16 protein-coding genes and 1 tRNA gene are annotated in these 18,330 nt (G+C 58.0%); 6 read left to right on the forward strand and 11 right to left on the reverse strand.

The features are described 5' to 3' along the window. Positions 1–62 precede the first annotated feature (62 nt). Positions 63–914: a glutamate racemase gene (gene murI, locus CD932_RS25525; protein WP_094445675.1), complete on the forward strand. Its 852-nt coding sequence runs from the start codon at positions 63–65 to the stop codon at positions 912–914. A gap of 117 nt (positions 915–1,031) precedes the next feature. After that, a tRNA-His gene (locus tag CD932_RS25530) sits at positions 1,032–1,107 on the forward strand. 66 nt (positions 1,108–1,173) lie between these two features. On the opposite strand, the gene CD932_RS25535 is transcribed toward CD932_RS25530, so the two are convergent. Then, positions 1,174–2,271 carry an ice-binding family protein gene (locus tag CD932_RS25535; protein ID WP_176461139.1) on the reverse strand — a complete coding sequence of 366 codons (1,098 nt, stop codon included), beginning with the start codon at positions 2,269–2,271 and terminating at the stop codon, positions 1,174–1,176. A gap of 559 nt (positions 2,272–2,830) precedes the next feature. After that, complete coding sequence (locus CD932_RS25540) at positions 2,831–3,268, reverse strand: response regulator (RefSeq protein ID WP_176461140.1); 438 nt, start codon at positions 3,266–3,268, stop codon at positions 2,831–2,833. 185 nt (positions 3,269–3,453) lie between these two features. On the opposite strand from CD932_RS25540, the gene CD932_RS25545 reads away from it, so the two are divergent. The 3 genes from CD932_RS25545 (at position 3,454) to CD932_RS25555 (ending at position 7,105) form a co-directional block, all read left to right on the forward strand. Then, positions 3,454–5,604, forward strand: a complete 2,151-nt coding sequence (locus tag CD932_RS25545) for a TonB-dependent siderophore receptor (RefSeq protein WP_094445678.1) — start codon at positions 3,454–3,456, stop codon at positions 5,602–5,604. A gap of 160 nt (positions 5,605–5,764) precedes the next feature. Further along, complete coding sequence (locus tag CD932_RS25550; RefSeq protein ID WP_176461141.1) at positions 5,765–6,427, forward strand: DUF642 domain-containing protein; 663 nt, start codon at positions 5,765–5,767, stop codon at positions 6,425–6,427. Between the two features lie 228 nt (positions 6,428–6,655). Beyond that, positions 6,656–7,105: a hypothetical protein gene (locus CD932_RS25555; protein ID WP_094445680.1), complete on the forward strand. Its 450-nt coding sequence runs from the start codon at positions 6,656–6,658 to the stop codon at positions 7,103–7,105. Between the two features lie 294 nt (positions 7,106–7,399). Here the strand turns inward: CD932_RS25555 and CD932_RS25560 are convergent, their stop codons facing one another. Then, complete coding sequence (locus CD932_RS25560; protein WP_094445681.1) at positions 7,400–7,795, reverse strand: hypothetical protein; 396 nt, start codon at positions 7,793–7,795, stop codon at positions 7,400–7,402. A gap of 144 nt (positions 7,796–7,939) precedes the next feature. Continuing rightward, on the reverse strand, positions 7,940–8,497 hold the full coding sequence (locus tag CD932_RS25565) for a hypothetical protein (RefSeq protein WP_141213382.1): 558 nt from the start codon (positions 8,495–8,497) through the stop codon (positions 7,940–7,942). A 651-nt stretch (positions 8,498–9,148) separates the two neighbouring features. Here CD932_RS25565 and CD932_RS28530 point away from each other — a divergent pair. Beyond that, positions 9,149–10,330 (forward strand): hypothetical protein, encoded by a 1,182-nt coding sequence (locus tag CD932_RS28530; RefSeq protein WP_141213383.1) that lies wholly within the window; start codon positions 9,149–9,151, stop codon positions 10,328–10,330. Positions 10,331–10,608: 278 nt separating this feature from the next. Here CD932_RS28530 and CD932_RS25575 read toward each other — a convergent pair whose 3' ends face one another. From CD932_RS25575 to rbfA, 7 genes are all read right to left on the reverse strand, one after another. Continuing rightward, entirely contained in the window at positions 10,609–10,956 is a 348-nt protein-coding gene (locus tag CD932_RS25575) for an energy transducer TonB (protein ID WP_217907369.1), read from the reverse strand. Between the two features lie 30 nt (positions 10,957–10,986). Further along, a complete protein-coding gene (locus CD932_RS25580; RefSeq protein WP_094445685.1) occupies positions 10,987–11,322 on the reverse strand; it encodes an energy transducer TonB in 336 nt (111 codons plus the stop codon). Between the two features lie 105 nt (positions 11,323–11,427). Continuing rightward, on the reverse strand, positions 11,428–13,194 hold the full coding sequence (locus CD932_RS25585; RefSeq protein WP_254926765.1) for a methyl-accepting chemotaxis protein: 1,767 nt from the start codon (positions 13,192–13,194) through the stop codon (positions 11,428–11,430). Between the two features lie 575 nt (positions 13,195–13,769). Continuing rightward, complete coding sequence (gene dusA / locus CD932_RS25590) at positions 13,770–14,765, reverse strand: tRNA dihydrouridine(20/20a) synthase DusA (protein ID WP_094445687.1); 996 nt, start codon at positions 14,763–14,765, stop codon at positions 13,770–13,772. A gap of 118 nt (positions 14,766–14,883) precedes the next feature. Then, positions 14,884–16,716: a translational GTPase TypA gene (gene typA, locus CD932_RS25595; RefSeq protein WP_094445688.1), complete on the reverse strand. Its 1,833-nt coding sequence runs from the start codon at positions 16,714–16,716 to the stop codon at positions 14,884–14,886. Between the two features lie 170 nt (positions 16,717–16,886). Next, on the reverse strand, positions 16,887–17,822 hold the full coding sequence (truB, locus tag CD932_RS25600) for a tRNA pseudouridine(55) synthase TruB (RefSeq protein ID WP_094445689.1): 936 nt from the start codon (positions 17,820–17,822) through the stop codon (positions 16,887–16,889). Between the two features lie 2 nt (positions 17,823–17,824). Then, positions 17,825–18,262 (reverse strand): 30S ribosome-binding factor RbfA, encoded by a 438-nt coding sequence (gene rbfA, locus CD932_RS25605; RefSeq protein WP_094445690.1) that lies wholly within the window; start codon positions 18,260–18,262, stop codon positions 17,825–17,827. Positions 18,263–18,330: the final 68 nt, after the last annotated feature.

An 18,330-nucleotide genomic window follows, 5' to 3' on the forward strand; every position in this document is an offset into this window, starting at 1 on the left:
GCACTACCATATACGCCGCGCGGCAACTCCAGCGCGGCGTTTTTTTATCTTTCCCGCTCTCTATGACTTTGACTTTACGCGACGCCGCCATCGGCGTGTTCGACTCCGGCGTCGGCGGCTTGTCCGTGCTGCGCCATATCCGCGCGCAACTGCCGCACGAAGACCTGATCTACGTGGCCGACTCGGGCTATGCGCCGTATGGCGACAAGACGGAACAGCAGGTGATCGACCGTTCGCTGGCGGTCGCCGCCTACCTGGTGCAACAAGGCGTCAAGGCGCTGGTGGTGGCCTGCAACACCGCCACAGTTGTCGCCATCAGGGCGCTGCGCGCGCGCTACCCGGAGCTGCCCATAGTCGGCGTGGAACCGGGCCTGAAACCGGCCGCCGCCGCCAGCCACAACGGCAAGATCGGCGTGCTGGCCACCGAGCGCACCGTGCGCGGCGACAAGCTGCTGGCCCTGCGCGAGCAGGTCAGCGCGGCCACCGGCGCCACCTTTATTTTGCAGCCGTGCATCGGCCTGGTCGAACGCATCGAGCAGTGCGCCGTGGGCGATGAACCGGGCGACGCCACCAGCGCCATGCTGGAACACTATATCGCCCCGCTGCTGGCGCAAGGCGTCGACACCCTGGTGCTGGGCTGTACCCACTACCCTTTCGTGCAGGACGCCATCACCCGCACCGTGCTTGCGCATACGCAGCAAGCGGTTACCCTGATCGACACGGGCGACGCCGTGGCGCGCCAGCTGGCCCGCCTGCTCGACGCCAACGGCCTGCGCCGCGACGCCAACCAGGCGCCGCAACTGCACGGCTACACCACCGCCAGCGTCGAGGCATTGCACACGGCCTTCGCCGGTTTGCTCGGCTGGCATCCGCCGCTGGCGCAGCTGTCGATCCAGGTGGAAACTGAGGTTTGAAGGCAATCTTTCGAAATATTAAAAAAGACCGCATTTAGATTTGCCACTTCGCCGAGTTCTTTGTATAATTCGGCACCTGTTCAGCAAAACACGCGCTGAACTAGCAGTAAGACAGTGGTGGCTGTAGCTCAGTTGGTAGAGTCCAGGATTGTGATTCCTGTTGTCGTGGGTTCGAGCCCCATCAGCCACCCCACAGAATGCGCAGGAAAATCAAAGGGTTACATGCTTCGGCTTGTAACCCTTTTTTTGTTTTCCGCTGTTAAACAGGCATGCGCTTGCGATAGCGCAGCAGCCCGAGCAGCGCCAGGCCGGCCACCAGCATCATGGCGCTTGCAGGCTCCGGCACGGCCGACAGGTTGCTGCTGTAGACAGCCGCGCCATCGACGATACTGAAACCGCTGTCGATACCTTTGCATCCGCTTGCGCCGATGCTCGCGCCATCGCCGCTCGATACATACGATGTCGCAGAGAACACACCCCCGCAGCCGCCACCGAGGCCGGCCACGCTGGCGTTGGCGCCGATGCTGATATAGTCCCTGGCCAGCACGGTACCGAGAAAGGCGGCGCCGGCGCCCAGGCTGGCGTAGCCGCCGCTGTTCCAGATGACGCGGTCACTGCCATCGGAATTGATCAGGACGATTTTGGTCGAGGCGCCCGCCACCAGATAATCACCGATATTGAAGACCCAGGCTTGATTGCCCTTGTTCTGGCCGTCAAGCGTCAGCGTAATGCCTGCCGTGGTCGACAGGTTGGCGGCGCTGAACACCCCCGCGTAGAGCGTGGTGTCGGCAATCATGGTGGTGGCCAGCGCGGTGCCTGTGCCCATGCCATTCAATGCGGCCTGGGCATTACCCAGTTGCTGCGATTGCGCCAGCACGCCGCCCGGCATGCCGGGCAACACCGGCACCGCCGACAGCGTGTCGACGCCATTGGTCCTGCTGCTGGCCGACAGGGTAATCGCGCCCATGGACTCGACCTTGCCGATCACCTCCGCATTGGCGCCAACCGTGGCCGCCCCGCCGGTGCGCAAATAGCCGCCTACCGATGAGGTGTCGCCGGTGCTGCCGGCGCCAACGCTCACCATATTGCCAGCCACCCTGGCGTTGGCGCCGATGGTGGCGGCACCGTTGGCGTACAGGCTGCCGCCGACAAGGGAGTGCGCACCCGTCGTGGTCACGCCGCCCGACAGCATGTCACCGATGACTGTCGAGTTGGCGCCGGTGGTGACATACGTCTGGCCGAACACCGTCAGGTCATTGAAGGAGTTGCCCAACAGAGGCACGGCAGTGCTCTGGGCATGAGCAGCGGTACTGCCCAGCACCACCAACAGTAACAGGGTTAATTGAGACGGTTTCATGAATATCTTTTTGCGCAACTTGCGCTTGAACAGACGGACCTGCGTGGACCATGGCGGTCTTGAATGGCCCGCGCCGCGAACAGGCGCACGCAGACAAGCCGGCATGGCTGAGTGATGATGGTGGTTGCCGGATTACATAGCAATCAGGAGAGGCGACACACCTGGCATGAACGATAAGGGCCAGGCCGGCCAATACGACGGCTGGTCATGGAGGGCACCGGAAGTACCGCGAAGAGTGGGCGGCAAGCTGCGGGAGGTATGTCAGGTATTCCGGCAACGGGGCGAGGTTGCGCAGAGAACGATCAAGACCATAAGCTGCTCAGAAGCAACAATACAGTAAGCATGGGTTATTAGATATATAAATCCATTGCCTACACTATATTTGGCAAATGAATCGATTTTCACGCCACACTAACGGCGCGGCGCAAGGGTCAAGCAGTGTGCCATCAGGTTCGGAGAACGGTTCACCAACGCGATTGACCAGTTTTTTTTATGCCATGCACATCCATGTAAAAAAAGCCGGCATGCAGCCGGCTCTTCGTCTTTTACTTCACGCTGCTTATCCCGCCAGCACCGACTGCACCGTCGTCGCCAGGTCTTCGATCCGCACCGGCTTGACGAGGAAATGGCGGAAGCCTACCGTCAGCGCGTCGTCCATGTACATCGGCAGGCTGTGGCCTGTGACGGCGACCAGCACGGCGTTGGCCGTGTCGGGGTTATTGCGCAGGCGGCGGCCGATTTCGATGCCGCTGATACCGGGCATTTCGATGTCGAGGTACACGGCGTCGGGCACGCATTGCTTGACTTGCTCGACCGCCATTTGCCAGTTGCGCACCACCACCACGGAATGGCCAAAGGTCTCCAGCAGCATGGCCAGCGATTCGCCCACTTCCTGGTTATCGTCAACCACCAGCAAATTGAGCTTGCGCGGCGGTACTGTTGTCGTGTCTCTACCCTGGCGGCGTTCCGTGGACTGGTTTTCGATGGTTTGGCTCATGTCGGTGTATTTTCTGGCGTCGTCGAAAACGGCAGTATACAAGAAGGCGCGCCCGGACATCGCACGCGCGTCTTCTGCCGCGCCAGCAAGACGCGTACCACCGCCGCCATCGGCGCGCTTTGCCGCATTGACAAAGAGAATGAGAATCACTACCATCCAGACCCCTACCCTCCGGAGTCAGCACCATGTCACGTCATCTTCCCTGTTCATTGCGGCCGTGCTCACTGGCCATTACCCTCGCCTGCCTGGGCCTGTCTCCGGGGGCGCAGGCGCAGCAGGGCGGCTCGGCCGACGATGCGGGTCCGGTGCTCGAAACAATACAGGTCAGCAGCAACCTGCTCGGCACCAGCATGGCGGCCAGCACCAAAAATTTCGCCGGCGCGCGCAGCGTGGTGCAAAAGGAAGAGATTGAAAATTCAGGCGCGTCCAGCGTCAGCGATGTGATGCGCCGCATCCCGGGCGTGCAGATCAGCGACAACTCGAGCAGCGCCGGCAGCGCCGTGTCGCTCAATATCGGCGTACGCGGCCTGCCCGGACGCTTCTCGCCGCGCAGCACGGTCTTGCTCGACGGCATACCGATGTCGGTGGCGCCTTACGGCCAGCCACAGCTGTCGTTCGCTCCTGTCAGCCTGGCCAATGTGGAAACGGTGGACGTGGTGCGCGGCGGCGGCGCGGTGCGCTTCGGCCCGCAAAACGTGGGCGGCATCATCAACTTCAAGACGCGCCGCATTCCCGGCACGGCCAGCATCACCGGCGACGCCAGCGTGCGCCAAAACAGCTACAGCGAAGGCGGCCACAATACCCAATACAGCGTGTTTGCCGGCAGCCAGCAGGACAGCGGTCTGGGCCTGGCACTGCTGTATTCAGGCATGACCGGCAGCGACTGGCGCGTGGCCAGCGATGAAAAACTGAACGACTTTGCGCTCAAGTTCCGCTACGACCTGAGCCCGACGGCCGAGGTCTACGGCAAGCTGTCGTATTACGACGTCACCTCGCGCACACCGGGCGGCCTGACGCAGGCGCAATACCGCCTGGACCCGTTCCAGAATACGCGCCGCCTGGATTTCTGGAACGGCGAGCGCAAGGCGTTTGACATCGGTTATTTGAACAGTATCTCCGCCACCGAGGAACTGGAAGTGCGCGCCTACTACAACGACAGCTCGCGCCAGAGCACCCTGATCAATGCAGCCGGTACCGGCCTGGGCCACCAGCCGCGCAACTACGAAACGGCCGCGTTCGAGCCACGCTACACACAGCGCTTCAGGACGGGCGCCGTCACGCAGGACGTCACGGTGGGTTACCGCTACCTGCGCGAGCGCGCCGACGAGACGATTTACAACGTGGTGGTCGCCACCGGCGTGCAACAGGCGCCGACGCGCTTTGCCGACAACAGCACCGACGCGCAAGCGATCTATATCGACAACAAGATCGCGCTCAACGCCTGGCGCCTCACGCCGGGCGTGCGCTACGAACATATCAGGACGCAGCGCATCAATCATTTGCCGCAGGAAGAGCAGATCGAACTGCTCAACAACCAGGCCCTGCCCTCGCTGAACGTGGCCTATTTGCTGAACAACAACGTGACCGTATTCGCCAACTACAACAGTTCGTTTGGCGCCGTGCAGAACATCCAGCTCAATGCGCAATCGGCGAAGAACCCGCTGCAGCCGGAACTGGCGAAAACCATGGAACTGGGCGGGCGCTGGAAGAGTGCCAGCCTGGCGGCAGAAGCCACCCTGTTCAACATCAAGTTCGACAACCAGATCCAGTCGGTGGGCAGCGGCCTCAACACTACCTTCTTCAACCGTGGCGCAACGCACCACCGGGGCCTGGAAACGGCGCTCGACTACCGCTTCGACGAGTCCGGCCCCTGGCGTGGCCTGAACGCCTACGCCACTTATACCTATACCAGGGCAACCCTGAAGGAAGGCGCCAACGCCGGCAATGACGTGCCGTATTACTCGCGCAATACCGACACGGTCGGCCTGCATTATCAGCGTGGCGGCGAGCGCGGCGGCCAGCGCGGCGGCCAGCGCGGCGGCGAGCGCGGCGGCTGGAGCTTTGATTTGTCGAGCACACATCAGACGCGGCAGTTTGCCGACGATGCCAACACGGTGCTGGAAAACGGCGCCGGCGACCTGGGGCTGATACCCGGCTACCGCACCTGGAATATGCAAGTCAAATGGCAGGTGCCGGGCCAGCCTGGCCTGGAACTGCTGGCGGGCGCAAACAACCTGGCCGACAAGCGTTACTTCACGCGCACCTCGGATGGCAACCTGGGCAAGATGGTCGGCGCGCCGCGCATGGTCTATCTGCAGGGGCGCCTGGCATTTTAATGATTTCCAAATGGCAATAATTTGTTGTTGAAAGTATACTATACATTTCAAATTTGAAAATAAATTGTCCGGCTAATTGCTTGTCCGCACAGTTTTAATGCTACTATTTGCATATCAATCAGGAAATAAGATTATTCTTAACATAACAAATGGAACGCCCATGAAATTGCCAGCCACCCTGTTGAACCTCGCCGCCATGACAACCCTGCTGTCGGCCGGCGCCGCCAGCGCCGCAACCGAGTTGGTGGTCAACGGCAGCTTTGAAAGCAACCCGATCAACTCGGGTGTGGAACAGGTCAGCAGCGTCACGGGCTGGACCTCGTCGATCAGCGGCAATTCGGCATTCGAGATCCAGAAAGGCACCACCCAGGGCGGCAACGGCGGCTTCATGCCGGCGGCGGCCAACGGCGTGCAATACCTGGAATTGAATACCGACCGCCTGACCTCGATTTCGCAAACCCTCAACACCACCGCCGGCGGCACTTACCAGCTGTCGTTCGCCTACTCGGGCCGCCCCGATACGGCGGGCAATGCCAGCAGCCTGATGAATGTGTACTGGGGCAACACACTGCTGACCGCCAGCCCCCTGGTCGGCACCACCACGCCAACCTGGCAGAGCTTCAGCCAGACCGTCAGCGCCGTGGGCGGCTCCACCGTGCTGCGCTTTGAATCGGTCGGCCCGGCCTCGGCGCCCAGCTACGGCTCCTACCTGGACAATGTCTCGGTGACCTCGGCGGTGCCGGAACCGCAAACCTGGGCCATGATGCTGCTGGGCCTGGGTTTGATGGGTTTTATCACCGCACGCCGCAAACACCAGGCATAAGCGCTCAACGCTGACTGACCGGCCACCCCGCAGCAATGCCGGGTGGCTTTTTTCATGGGAACGCGCTCATAAAGTCCGTCCCCGCTGCCCAATAGAATTAGATTGAGGCTACAATACTTTACCTATATAAAACAATGCCAAGTGCGCATTGCTCCGCCAAGGCAGCCCTGCGCCTTGATCACTACTATGTATGACAGAACAGGATGGCGCTTGCCATCAGTACCGACCATGGCTGAAGAAAAACCGATTCATGAAACGAGTTCCTACGGCAAGGACACCCCTGTGGGCCGTCCCGATATCGATGGCCGCGCCGGCGTCTTCGTGCCGACGGAAGAGTTTGACATCAATAACAGCACCACCTTCCGCAAGGGGGCCGGCATCGTCGGCTTCGGCAATCATGACGGCACGCTGACGGTGTATTACGAATCGAACCGTTTCGATGAAAGCAGCCTGCACAAGTGGGAAAACAAGGCGCGCAAGGCGTATGACCGCATGGTGATGAGTGCGCCGACGGTGTCGAAGGCCAAGTTCGATGCGCGCTTCCTGGAGCAGGTGGGCACCATTGACGGCATGGGCATCAACCTGAAACACCCGGAGCGGCTGACGCACTGGCTGGCCGTGTCGAACTTGTCCGACACGGCGCCCGAAGAGCCGGTGGTGCGCTGGAAAAATCGCTGAAACGGGCTGTCAGCAAGCTATAGATGGGTTCGCAAGCATTTGTCCTACAGGGTGACGGACATTCATCTGATTCCTGTAGGAACTATAGCTGCCTATGATGGAGTCATGCCGTTAGCGCGGATGCGCTCAACCTGCCACCATCTGGAGTCCATCATGTCCCGCTTTATCCCCATCAGCTTTGGTGCCTTCCAAATCAGTCTGGCTGGCGCGGCAATATATCTCCTGTGTTCGGCAGACGTGTTGCACCAAACCGCCATCTACTTCCATTAACTGGCCGGGACCAGCCCGGGCAGCTTACCAGCGGCGGCCGCCATGATAGCGGCCGTAGCCACCCCATCCGCCACGCGGACCACGGTAGCCCGAGCGCCCGAAGCCAAACATGAAATCGAGTCCGATCGACACGGGCGGGTTGTAATAATACGGCTGCGGCGCATACACGGGCGCCGGCACATACACCGGTTGCTGCACATACACCGGCTGCTGCTGCACATACACCGGCTCACTCGTATATTCCACCTGCGGCTCGCTGACCACGCGCGAGGTATGCACCGGCTCGGCCGAGACCGTATGCCATTCATAGGGATTGTAGGCCGCCTGCGGCGCACGCGTGCCATAGTAGGCCGGGCCGGGCGGCGCCACGGCGCAGCCACCGAGGGCGGCCATCGACATTACTACCAATAAGGTTTTCATCAGACACTCCTTTTGCAAGCTGGTAGTGTAAGAAATAAAACGACCATCGACTGCGGATTTACCGAATGTTACACCCCGAAGCAGAGCGCAACATGAAACGTGGCGCGCCCGCCACAAGCGGCGATGGTGGCCACGGAAATATCCTTAAATAAAGGGGATGTCGCACTGGTCGATCGCCTTGCCGGCGGCGTCAAGGCGCTGCGCGCACACCTGGTAGCGCACGCCGAAATCGAGTTCCATCTGCTCCACCTTGCCATACTTCAAGCCGATGGTGTGCTGTAGCTGCTGCGTGCCGGCCAGCGCCGCCACGTCCTGCGGGATCGCCATCGCGGTCTGCACTTCGCTCTGGCGCACTTCCTGGCGCCGCGCCACGTCAATCGCCAGCGCGAAGGTCATGTTGACGCCACCGTCGGCATAGGTGAACGACGGCGCGCTGCGCTGGGCCCGCATGACGCCCCAGGCGCACTGCTTCTGCTGCGCATCGCAGCGTTTCAACTGTGCCAAGGGATAATATTCGGCGGCCACCTTGCCATGCTTGATGGGCCAGCTGGTACGCACGCCATCGCGCTTGCCACTCATCGGATTGACCCAAGTCAAGCTATTGACCAGCGACACCGTCTGCCCCGCGTCGAGTCCCGGCGCGGTGCTGAAACCGGCGCAAGCCGACAGGGAAAGAACGGTGGCGGCGAGAGTTAGTTTCAAGATGGAATGCATAATGGCCTCTAGGCATGGAAAAACACGGCGGTATAGTGCCGAGCGTAACAGATACGGTACCCGAAAGCATGTCGTTCTTGACGAAAAGGTGCTATCAGCACAATCTTGGTGATTATGCTTTCGATGACTTGCCTTAACAGCCCCATCTTCCGACAGCATATCGCCAACGCGTGGCGCTCTGTGACCTCGCCGACTCGCATTCCAGCCAACTGCTTAATCAACAACATTGCGCAGCTTATAGAATATATCAATAATTCATGACTTGAATGACCAGAAATATTAAAATAAATTTATTTATTAAAATACACCAAGGACAATCGATGAATTTTTCATTGGCATAACGAGACTGGTTTGGCAGTTCCAGCAAGAATTCTCTCATAGCCATAAAAACTATTGAAAAAAAATAAAAATAGCAGGATAATAAATTACTAAAAATAGCTTATCACAGAAAAATTATTACTTTTTTATTTTTTATAAATATACATTTTTTTTAAAATAGGCTAGGCAACATAGCTGACCGAGGCTCTGTGTTTAAATAAAGACTACGGGTGGCGCTCACATTTATTTCAACCAAATACGCCGCAGCTATATTTATTTTTAACAGAATAAATTCAACCAAAATTATTAAGATTCCGATAAATGATGCTTAAAGTAAATAAGAAAAATAGCGATAAATTAATTCTTGAAAGAAAATACAAATTTATTAATTGGGGGATTCATGTCGAAAAAGTGGAAAAATATTTTCAACTTGTCATTATAGAAGCAAAAAATAAAGGTTATACAGAGAATTTTTATATCTCGCGAAACGACGAAGAAAGACAGATTCAAATTTTTTCGGGACGACGCCCAATGGAATTTAAACAAACCAACTACAATGCTTCGAATGACGCAAAAAAGCGGGAACTCTCTTATGAAAATGGTGCTGCAATTGTAATTTCTCAAACGGAACTTGGGGAAGTTGCAGTAATTCTTTACCCATACTCGTCCGAGAAAAGAAATAGAGTTCAGCAATATATTATTTGGAAAGTATTTTCAGATCCAACACACATAACTGATTCAGTATTAAAATCCGCCGTACGTGATTTTTTTCGCTACGTGCATGTATCTAGCGCATTTTTATCTGAAAGCTTTGTTGATAAGTCGAGAATTAGATACCTGGAATTTATAAGTAAACGCTATTCTGCAGATAACGGCATGGCAAAAATTTTGTTCGCCCATTGGATTTGGATATTTATTGGATCAATTGGATCCATTGCAAGCATTTATGGTATATGGCCAAATTCACCAAAACCTGATTCTTTCGTTCCAATCCCAGAGAGCAACAATCTGGAGCGTGCAATTTTAATGGCAAAAATGGAAGGTGTTGCATTCAAAACGCCAAGCGCTCTAGATGTAGTAGCAAAATTTTATGTTTCACCTACTATAAATTTCCCACTTAACAAGGATTCAAGCGTTTTTGCATTAGTATCAGTCAGCCCTTTCAGACCATCAGATTCCGATTTTACATTTGATGCCGGCGATTGTCGATTTTTGGGAAATGTAACAAATTTTGACCCCGCGTCGAATAAAGCTTATTTTTCCATTCAAACAATTTCCTGCACTGACAACTCAAAAAATGCATTTTCATTAAATAACACATACGCCCAGGATGATTTTACCGGGTTTCTGGCAAACTTAAAATATCCCACTGAATCCAACCTGCAAGTAGTTAAAGAACAAGACGGAAGTTATTCAGTCCCCGTGTTTTCTAACGCGTTGATAAAATTCTCCAATCCGATCAAGATGATAAAATACGTTGGGCAAGTTAATGAAAGATTTTAAAGGTGGATAATATCGTCTCTTGGCGCGGTATAACTACATTCGAAGTATTTGAATCGCAGATCTGAATTCAGACTACTGTCAGCTTATCTCCGAAAACAATCAGTCCTTGATCGCGATCCTGCGCCACCTTTTTACACTCGATATCGCCCTTGTACTGGCAGGACGGGCATATTGGCTGTCAATCACTGTTGGCAAAAACGGGCGGTATCGCCATCGCGATACCGCCCGTCAGGGGTAACCAACATCGTGACGGCCAGGGCACGCCTGGCCGGCGGCGATCAGTCCAGCTTCCAGGCGTAGTCGACCTTGGTCCAGGTCTGCGCCGGGCTGCCGTCCTTGGTGCCCGGTTTGAACTTGCATGCCGACAAAGCCTTGATGGCGGCCTTGTCGAGGTTCTTGAAGCCGCTGCTTTTCTCGATCTTCGAATCGGCAACCGTACCGTCGGCATTGACCAGGAAGGACATCGAGACCGTACCTTGCTCCTCGTTCATCAGCGATGCTTTCGGATAATCGGCCTTGCAGGTCTTGGCATCGAAGGATGCGGAAACCTCTGCCGCAAAGCTAGCGGACGAGACAGAAAACAGCAATGCTGCTGCAACACCCAGATGACGCATACTTTTAGACATGTGCTTCCCCATAAAGATCAAACAGAGTGATTACAGCTTCCAGGAATAGTCGACCTTGGTCCAGGTCTGGGCCACGCTGCCATCCTTGGTGCCCGGCTTGAATTTGCAGGCAGTGATGGCCTTGATGGCGGCCTTGTCCAGGTTGCGAAAGCCGCTGCTTTTGTCGACTTTCGAATCGACGACCTTGCCGTCGGCCGACACCAGGAACGACATCGTCACCTCGCCCTGCTCTTCATTGACCAGCGACGCTTTCGGATATTCCGCCTTGCAGTTCTTTGCATCGAAAGTCGCTGGCACTTCGCTGGCCAGGACAGTGGCGCTCACGCCGGAGAGGAGTACTGCTGCGATAACATTACGCTTATTCATAATTACACTTTTTCAACAACGTTAAACAACATCGTAAAACCGGCTGCGCGACTGGCCGCGCAGCCCGGCACTCTACTGCCACCATGGCACTACTACCGCTGCAACTTAAAACTCTTCCCATTCGTCATTGCCGGGGCTGGCCGCCGCCGCACGCTTGGGCGCCTTTGGCGCCTTTGGTGCGGCGGCCACTTCGGTCTTGCGCGTGAGCGACTTGACCGGGCGCAAAGGCGCGGCCGGCTTGCGCGCGGCCACCGGTGCGGCAACGGCGACCTTCGCGGCCGGCGCCTGGGCTGTCACGCGCTGTTCGCCTTCGACCAGCTTGAAGACGCTGACCACATGCGACAGTTCGGCCGCCTGGTCCTGCAGGCTTTGCGCCGCGGCGGCCGCTTGCTCGACCAGCGCCGCATTTTGCTGCGTCATGCCGTCCATCTCGATGATCGACAGGTTGACCTGCTCGATGCCGGCGCTTTGCTCGGCGCTGGCGCTGGCGATCTCGCTCATGATGTCGGTCACGCGGCGCACGCTGTCGACTACTTCACCCATTGTCACGCCGGCCTGGCCGACCAGGCGCGTGCCGCGTTCGGTCTTCTCGGCCGAATCGTCGATCAGGATCTTGATTTCCTTGGCGGCGCCAGCCGAACGCTGGGCCAGGTTGCGTACTTCCGAAGCGACCACGGCAAAGCCACGGCCCTGTTCGCCGGCGCGCGCCGCTTCCACGGCCGCATTCAGGGCCAGGATATTGGTCTGAAAGGCGATGCCGTCGATCACGCCGATGATGTCGACAATCTTCTTGGCCGATTCGTTGATCGAGCTCATGGTGTCCACCACTTGCGAGACCACCGAACCGCCCTTGATGGCCACGTCCGAGGCGGTGGCGGCCAGCTTGTTGGCTTCACGGGCATTGTCGGCGTTCTGTTTCACGGTCGAGGTCAGCTCTTCCATGGCGGAGGCGGTTTTTTCCAGTGCGCTGGCCTGCATTTCGGTGCGCGAGGACAGGTCGATAATGCCGTCGGCGATTTCATGCGAGGCGGTGCCGATGGTTTCCGTACCGACCCGCACCTGGCCGACGACGCCGACCAGACTGTTGCGCATTTCTTTCATTTCCGCCAGCAGGCTGGAATTGTCCGAGCTTCGCGTATGGATGCCGATCGACAGGTCGCCCTTGGCGATGCTGCCGGCAATCGAGGCCGTGTAGTCGGGTTCGCCGCCGAGCTGCTTGAGCAGGCCGCGGGTAATGGTCAGTGCCGCCGCCACGCCCAGCGCAACGGCCAGGGTGCCGAGCACGATCATGAACAGGCGCGCGCTGTCGAAAGCCTTGCGGGCGTCCGCCTGCATTTGCTCGTTGAGCTTGTCTTCCAGGGTGGCCAGCTGTTCCAGCGCATCGATCCATTTTTTCTGCACCGGGCGGATTTCCTTGATCATCACGCGCGTCGCGCCTTCGGCATTGTTGGCCATCCACAGCGCCGAGGCCTTGGCAATCGCCGGCATGGCGGTCGCTTCATATTCCTTGATCGAAGCGAGCAAGGTTTTTTCTTCGGCCGTCGATTCGGCGGCGAACTTGGCTTCGAGTTTTTTCTGGGTTTCCTGGTAGGTATTGGTCTGCGTCTTGATGCGCGCCATTTCCGGCTCCATGTCGCCCGCATCGGTCATCAGGGTCAGGATACGCAGCGACGTGATGCGGTCGCTGACATTGCCACGCATGTCGATCACCAGGCGGGTGACCACATTGTTGACGTTAATCACGTGATCGAGACGTTCCTGAATTTGCGCCATGCGCGCAATGCCGAGTATCGTCACAGCCACCAGCAGAACCAGTACCAGGGCGAACCCCAGGCCCAGGCGTGTACCAACCTTCATTTTTGCTAAATTCATTTCGGCTCTTCGTAAATGAAACTATTGATAAGAATTTTGCCCGGTACGACAAGACGAACGCTACGCAACGCCAATATCCGCCAAGGGCTTGACCAGCCCACCAGCGGTACCCGGTTGCGCGCAACACGGTGTGGTTCCTGCCTCCGGCAGCCCCGTCGATCACCCGATGACTGCGCATGCAAATTAGCCTCTCATATTGCTTTTTATTTACGATTAATTCCACCGTGACACAAAAAATTCGTATGAGAAATATTTGTCTATAATCAATTATAGGTGTAAGTTTTGCCTCAGAGCAAGCGATAACTGCCTGAATAAGTTGCAGATTAACTTTCTTCGGGAAAATGACAACATCACCGTTTCTTGCACCGTGAAAACGCCCCATGACTGTGCAACGATGTGCCAAAACAGCACATTGCCAACATGTAATGGTATGCAAAAAGACGTTTTTTCACCACAAAAAGGCAAAAAGAAGAGAACTGGGAAGATAGATGAAAAGCGGTATTACGGGCCTGATAATGGCGTAAAAACGACACTTCAGCCATCCCGACCACAGCGCAAGAAACCAGGCGCGAGCCTCAGGCCTGCGCCGGCGAAAGACGCGCCGCCGCTTCGAGCAGCAGCCGCGGATCGCCCGCGGCCAGCTTTTTTGAGTCGGACAAGGTCTGGCGGAAACCGCGCGCACCGGGCAGGTTCTGCATCAGGCCCAGCATATGGCGCGTGATGCTGTTGAGCTTCATGCGATCCTCTTTGGCCAGCTGCGCAGTGATATAAGGAATCATCGCTTCGAGCACCTGCTCGCGCGTTTTCACTTGCGTCTCGTCGCCGTAATAGCGCTGGTCGAACTGCGCCATCACATACGGATTGTGATAGGCCTCGCGGCCCAGCATCACGCCGTCCAGGTGCTGCAGGTGCAGGTCGATCTCATCGAGCGTCCTGATGCCGCCGTTGATGATGAATTCGAATTGCGGAAAGTCGCGCTTGAGCTGGTAGGCGTACTCGTATTTCAGCGGCGGCACTTCGCGGTTCTCCTTGGGGCTCAGGCCTTTCAGGATGGCGTTACGCGCATGCACGATAAACGTTTTGCAGCCGGCCTCGGCCACCGTGCCGACAAAGTCGCGCACGAAGCCATACGACTCGCTGTCATCGATGCCGATGCGGTGCTTGACGGTGACGTCGATATCGACCACGTCGCGCATGGCCTTCACGCAATCGGCCACCAGTTGCGGCTCGGCCATCAGGCAGGCGCCAAAGGCGCCCTTCTGCACGCGCTCGGACGGGCAACCGCAGTTCAGGTTGATCTCGTCATAGCCCCATTGCTGGCCCAGTCTGGCGCTGCTGGCCAGGTCGGCCGGATCGCTGCCGCCGAGCTGCAAGGCCACCGGATGCTCCTCCTCGTTGAAGCGCAGGTGGCGCTCCACGTCGCCATACACCAGCGCGCCGGTGGTCACCATCTCTGTATACAACCAGGTATGGCGCGTGATTTCGCGGTGGAACTTGCGGCAGTGGCGGTCGGTCCAGTCCATCATCGGGGCGACGGACAGGCGGCGGGAAGGCAGAGAAGAGGAAGTCATGGTGTGTATGAAAACAGGGGCTGCAAATGACAAACCCGCTGCGCGCATCACCGGTAAAAGTGAAGCTGCGTAGCGGGCTGGAAGCAGCATGGCCGAGAGGCCATGCTTGCACTACATATTACGCGTCACGCGACGCTTTTTTACGCTCGTGCTCTTTCAGGAAGCGCTTGCGCAGGCGGATCGATTTAGGCGTGATTTCGACCAGTTCGTCGTCCTCGATGAATTCGACCGCGTATTCCAGCGACATCTGGATCGGTGGTACCAGGCGCACCGCTTCGTCGGTACCCGACGAACGCACGTTGGTCAGCTGCTTGCCCTTGATCGGGTTGACGACCAGGTCGTTGTCGCGCGAGTGGATGCCGATGACCATGCCTTCGTAGACCGGGTCATTGTGCGACACGAACATGCGGCCGCGGTCCTGCAGTTTCCAGATCGCGTATGCAACGGCGGCGCCGTCGTCTTGCGAGATCAGCACGCCGTTGCGACGGCCAGCCATTTCGCCACGGGTGTTGTCGACCGGTGCGTATTCATGGAACACGTGGCTCATCAGGCCGGTGCCGCGGGTCAGGGTCATGAATTCGCCCTGGAAGCCGATCAGGCCACGCGCCGGGATCAGATACTCGAGACGCACGCGGCCCTTGCCATCCGATTCCATGTTTTGCAGGTCGCCGCGACGACGGCCCAGTTCTTCCATGACGCCGCCCTGGTTGGCTTCTTCCACGTCGACCGACAGGTTTTCAAACGGCTCGTGGCGCACGCCATCGACCATTTTGAAGACCACGCGTGGACGCGATACGGCCAGCTCGAAGCCTTCGCGGCGCATGTTTTCGATCAGAATCGTCAGGTGCAATTCGCCGCGGCCCGACACTTCAAAGATCGTGTCGTCGTCGGTTGGTGTAACGCGCAGGGCAACGTTGGCTTTCAGTTCGCGGTCCAGACGGTCGCGCAGCTGACGGCTGGTAACGAACTTGCCTTCGCGGCCAGCCAGTGGCGAATTGTTGACCATGAAGTTCATGGTCAGGGTCGGCTCATCGACGGTCAGCATCGGCAGCGGTTCCGGGGTATCCGGCGCGCACAGGGTCGAACCGATACCGATTTCGTCGATACCGTTGATCAGGCAGATGTCGCCGGCAACGGCTTCGTCGACCAGCACGCGCTCCAGGCCCTTGAAGTTCAGCACCTGGTTGATGCGGCCTTTGACTGGCGTCGCGCCTGGGCCATTGATGACCAGCACGTCCTGGCCGACCTTGACGGTACCGCGGTTGACGCGGCCAATGCCGATCTTGCCGACGTAGGACGAGTAGTCGAGCGAGGTGATCTGCATCTGCAGCGGGCCTTCCGGATTGTCGTCACGTACTGGCACGTGTTCCAGGATGGCGTCGAACATCGGCTTCATGTCGCCGCTGCGGATATCTTCGGTCAGGCCGGCGTAGCCGTTCAGGCCCGAAGCGTAAATGATCGGGAAGTCCAGTTGTTCGTCGGTCGCGCCGAGTTTGTCGAACAGTTCGAACGTCTGGTTGATGGCCCAGTCCGGGCGCGCGCCTGGACGGTCGATCTTGTTGACGATGACGATAGGCTTCAGACCCAGTGCCAGCGCCTTGCGGGTGACGAAACGGGTTTGCGGCATCGGGCCTTCCTGGGCATCGATCAGCAGCAAGACCGAATCGACCATCGACAGCACACGTTCCACTTCGCCGCCGAAGTCGGCGTGGCCCGGGGTGTCGACGATATTGATGTGGGTGCCTTCGTACTCAACGGCGCAGTTCTTCGACAAAATCGTAATGCCGCGCTCCTTTTCCAGGTCGTTCGAGTCCATGACTCGGGTGTCGACCGCTTGGTTTTCACGGAAGGTACCGGACTGGCGCAGCAGCTGATCCACCAGCGTGGTTTTGCCGTGGTCAACGTGGGCGATAATGGCGATGTTACGAATTGCGCGTTTTGTAGTAGACATGGTCGTTATATTTGCTGAAAAACTGCAGGGTGCGTACGGGGTGTACGGTGCGTTTCGGTAGTGGCTGAAACTGGAACCGCGTAGTATAGCATGTTGCGTTACGGCGCCATTTAAAATTGCTGGCGGTTCCAGGCTGCAGGAGTGGATGGGTTAAAATGCAACACAGATAATTATTGGTGGGCGGTAGCGATCAGGCGCTCCGGCGCCAGGATGCTGTACTCCTGCAACTGGCCGGTGCCCAGCAGTCTGGCGTCGTGATACACGCGCACCCTGCCCGGCCCGGCTGGCACGACGACCTCTTCCTTGCCCAGCGCAATGCGCTGGCCATGCAGGAAGCGCCTGGCCAATTCTTCGCTCAAGCGCACCGCCGGAAAACTCGACAGCAAGGCGTCCACGGGGGCAAGCAGGCTCAACGGTTCGGCATGCGCCGTCAGTTCGTCGAGCGTGATCACGCCGTCCAGCGTCAACTCGCCGACCCGGGTGCGGCGCAAGGCGTTCAGGTGCGCGCCGCAACCGAGGGCGTTGCCGATGTCTTCGCCCAGCACGCGGATATACGTGCCCTTGCTGCACATCACCGACAGTTTCAGGAACGGCGCTTCGTAGCTCAAAAACTCCAGCTGGTGGATGGTCACCGGGCGCGCTTCGCGCTCCAGGGTGATGCCGGCGCGCGCATATTCGTACAGCGGCTTGCCGTCGCGCTTCAAGGCCGAATACATCGGCGGCGTTTGCAAAATCGGTCCACGGAACTGCGCCAGCACAGCTTCGATCTGTTCGACCGTCACGTCGACGTCGCGCGTGGCGATGACGGCGCCTTCGGTGTCGCCCGTATCGGTCGCCACGCCCAGGTGCACCAGGGTTTCATAGGTCTTGTCGGCTTCGAGCAGATCCTGGGAAAACTTGGTGGCCTCGCCAAAGCACAGCGGCAGCAAACCGGTGGCGAACGGATCGAGCGTGCCGGTATGGCCCGCCTTCTTCGCGTTCAACACGCGCTTGGACTTGATCAGCGCATCGTTGCTGGACCAGCCGACAGGCTTGTCCATCAGCAGCACGCCGTCGACCAGGTCGCGTACGCGCTTGAGGCCTGGTGGTCGTTTCGGTCCCGCCACGTTTATTGCTCGTCCGCTTTATCAGCTTCCGGCTTGGTTTCCACCTTCTCGTCCGGCTCGGCGTCCGCCGCACGGGTGGCGTTGGCCTTGTCGATCAACAAGGACATTTCCATGCCGCGCGAGGTCGAGCTGTCGTGCACGAAATGCAGCATCGGCAGGGTGTGGATATGCAGGCGCTTGCCCAGCAGGCCACGGATAAAACCGGCCGCAGCCATCAGGCCTTCGGTGGTGTTCTTGATGGCTTCCTTGCTGTCTTTCAACATCGTGAAAAACACCTTGGCGTGCGCGTAGTCGGGCGTGATCTGCACTTCGGTGATGGTGATCATCGTGCCCACGCGCGGGTCTTTCAGTTCGTAGGCGACGATTTCGGCCAGATCGCGCTGGATCTGGTCTGCCACGCGCAAGCCGCGCGCCGGCATGGTTTTGCTATGTTTGGCCATGATTATGCTGTCCTGAGTGCCGCAGGGCGCATGGATCAAACGGTTGCCCGTAGCCCCATGCGCCCCGC

Source organism: Janthinobacterium sp. PC23-8, assembly GCF_002250505.1.
GTDB lineage: Bacteria > Pseudomonadota > Gammaproteobacteria > Burkholderiales > Burkholderiaceae_D > Janthinobacterium.

What these genes read in the sequence shown, in the direction of transcription:
- murI (WP_094445675.1), top strand. Translation starts at nt 63, where the DNA reads ATGACTTTGACTTTACGCGACGCCGCCATCGGCGTGTTCGACTCCGGC.
- CD932_RS25535 (WP_176461139.1), bottom strand. Translation starts at nt 2,271, where the DNA reads ATGAAACCGTCTCAATTAACCCTGTTACTGTTGGTGGTGCTGGGCAGT.
- CD932_RS25540 (WP_176461140.1), bottom strand. Translation starts at nt 3,268, where the DNA reads ATGAGCCAAACCATCGAAAACCAGTCCACGGAACGCCGCCAGGGTAGA.
- CD932_RS25545 (WP_094445678.1), top strand. Translation starts at nt 3,454, where the DNA reads ATGTCACGTCATCTTCCCTGTTCATTGCGGCCGTGCTCACTGGCCATT.
- CD932_RS25550 (WP_176461141.1), top strand. Translation starts at nt 5,765, where the DNA reads ATGAAATTGCCAGCCACCCTGTTGAACCTCGCCGCCATGACAACCCTG.
- CD932_RS25555 (WP_094445680.1), top strand. Translation starts at nt 6,656, where the DNA reads ATGGCTGAAGAAAAACCGATTCATGAAACGAGTTCCTACGGCAAGGAC.
- CD932_RS25560 (WP_094445681.1), bottom strand. Translation starts at nt 7,795, where the DNA reads ATGAAAACCTTATTGGTAGTAATGTCGATGGCCGCCCTCGGTGGCTGC.
- CD932_RS28530 (WP_141213383.1), top strand. Translation starts at nt 9,149, where the DNA reads ATGATGCTTAAAGTAAATAAGAAAAATAGCGATAAATTAATTCTTGAA.
- CD932_RS25575 (WP_217907369.1), bottom strand. Translation starts at nt 10,956, where the DNA reads ATGTCTAAAAGTATGCGTCATCTGGGTGTTGCAGCAGCATTGCTGTTT.
- CD932_RS25580 (WP_094445685.1), bottom strand. Translation starts at nt 11,322, where the DNA reads ATGAATAAGCGTAATGTTATCGCAGCAGTACTCCTCTCCGGCGTGAGC.
- CD932_RS25585 (WP_254926765.1), bottom strand. Translation starts at nt 13,194, where the DNA reads ATGAATTTAGCAAAAATGAAGGTTGGTACACGCCTGGGCCTGGGGTTC.
- dusA (WP_094445687.1), bottom strand. Translation starts at nt 14,765, where the DNA reads ATGACTTCCTCTTCTCTGCCTTCCCGCCGCCTGTCCGTCGCCCCGATG.
- typA (WP_094445688.1), bottom strand. Translation starts at nt 16,716, where the DNA reads ATGTCTACTACAAAACGCGCAATTCGTAACATCGCCATTATCGCCCAC.
- rbfA (WP_094445690.1), bottom strand. Translation starts at nt 18,262, where the DNA reads ATGGCCAAACATAGCAAAACCATGCCGGCGCGCGGCTTGCGCGTGGCA.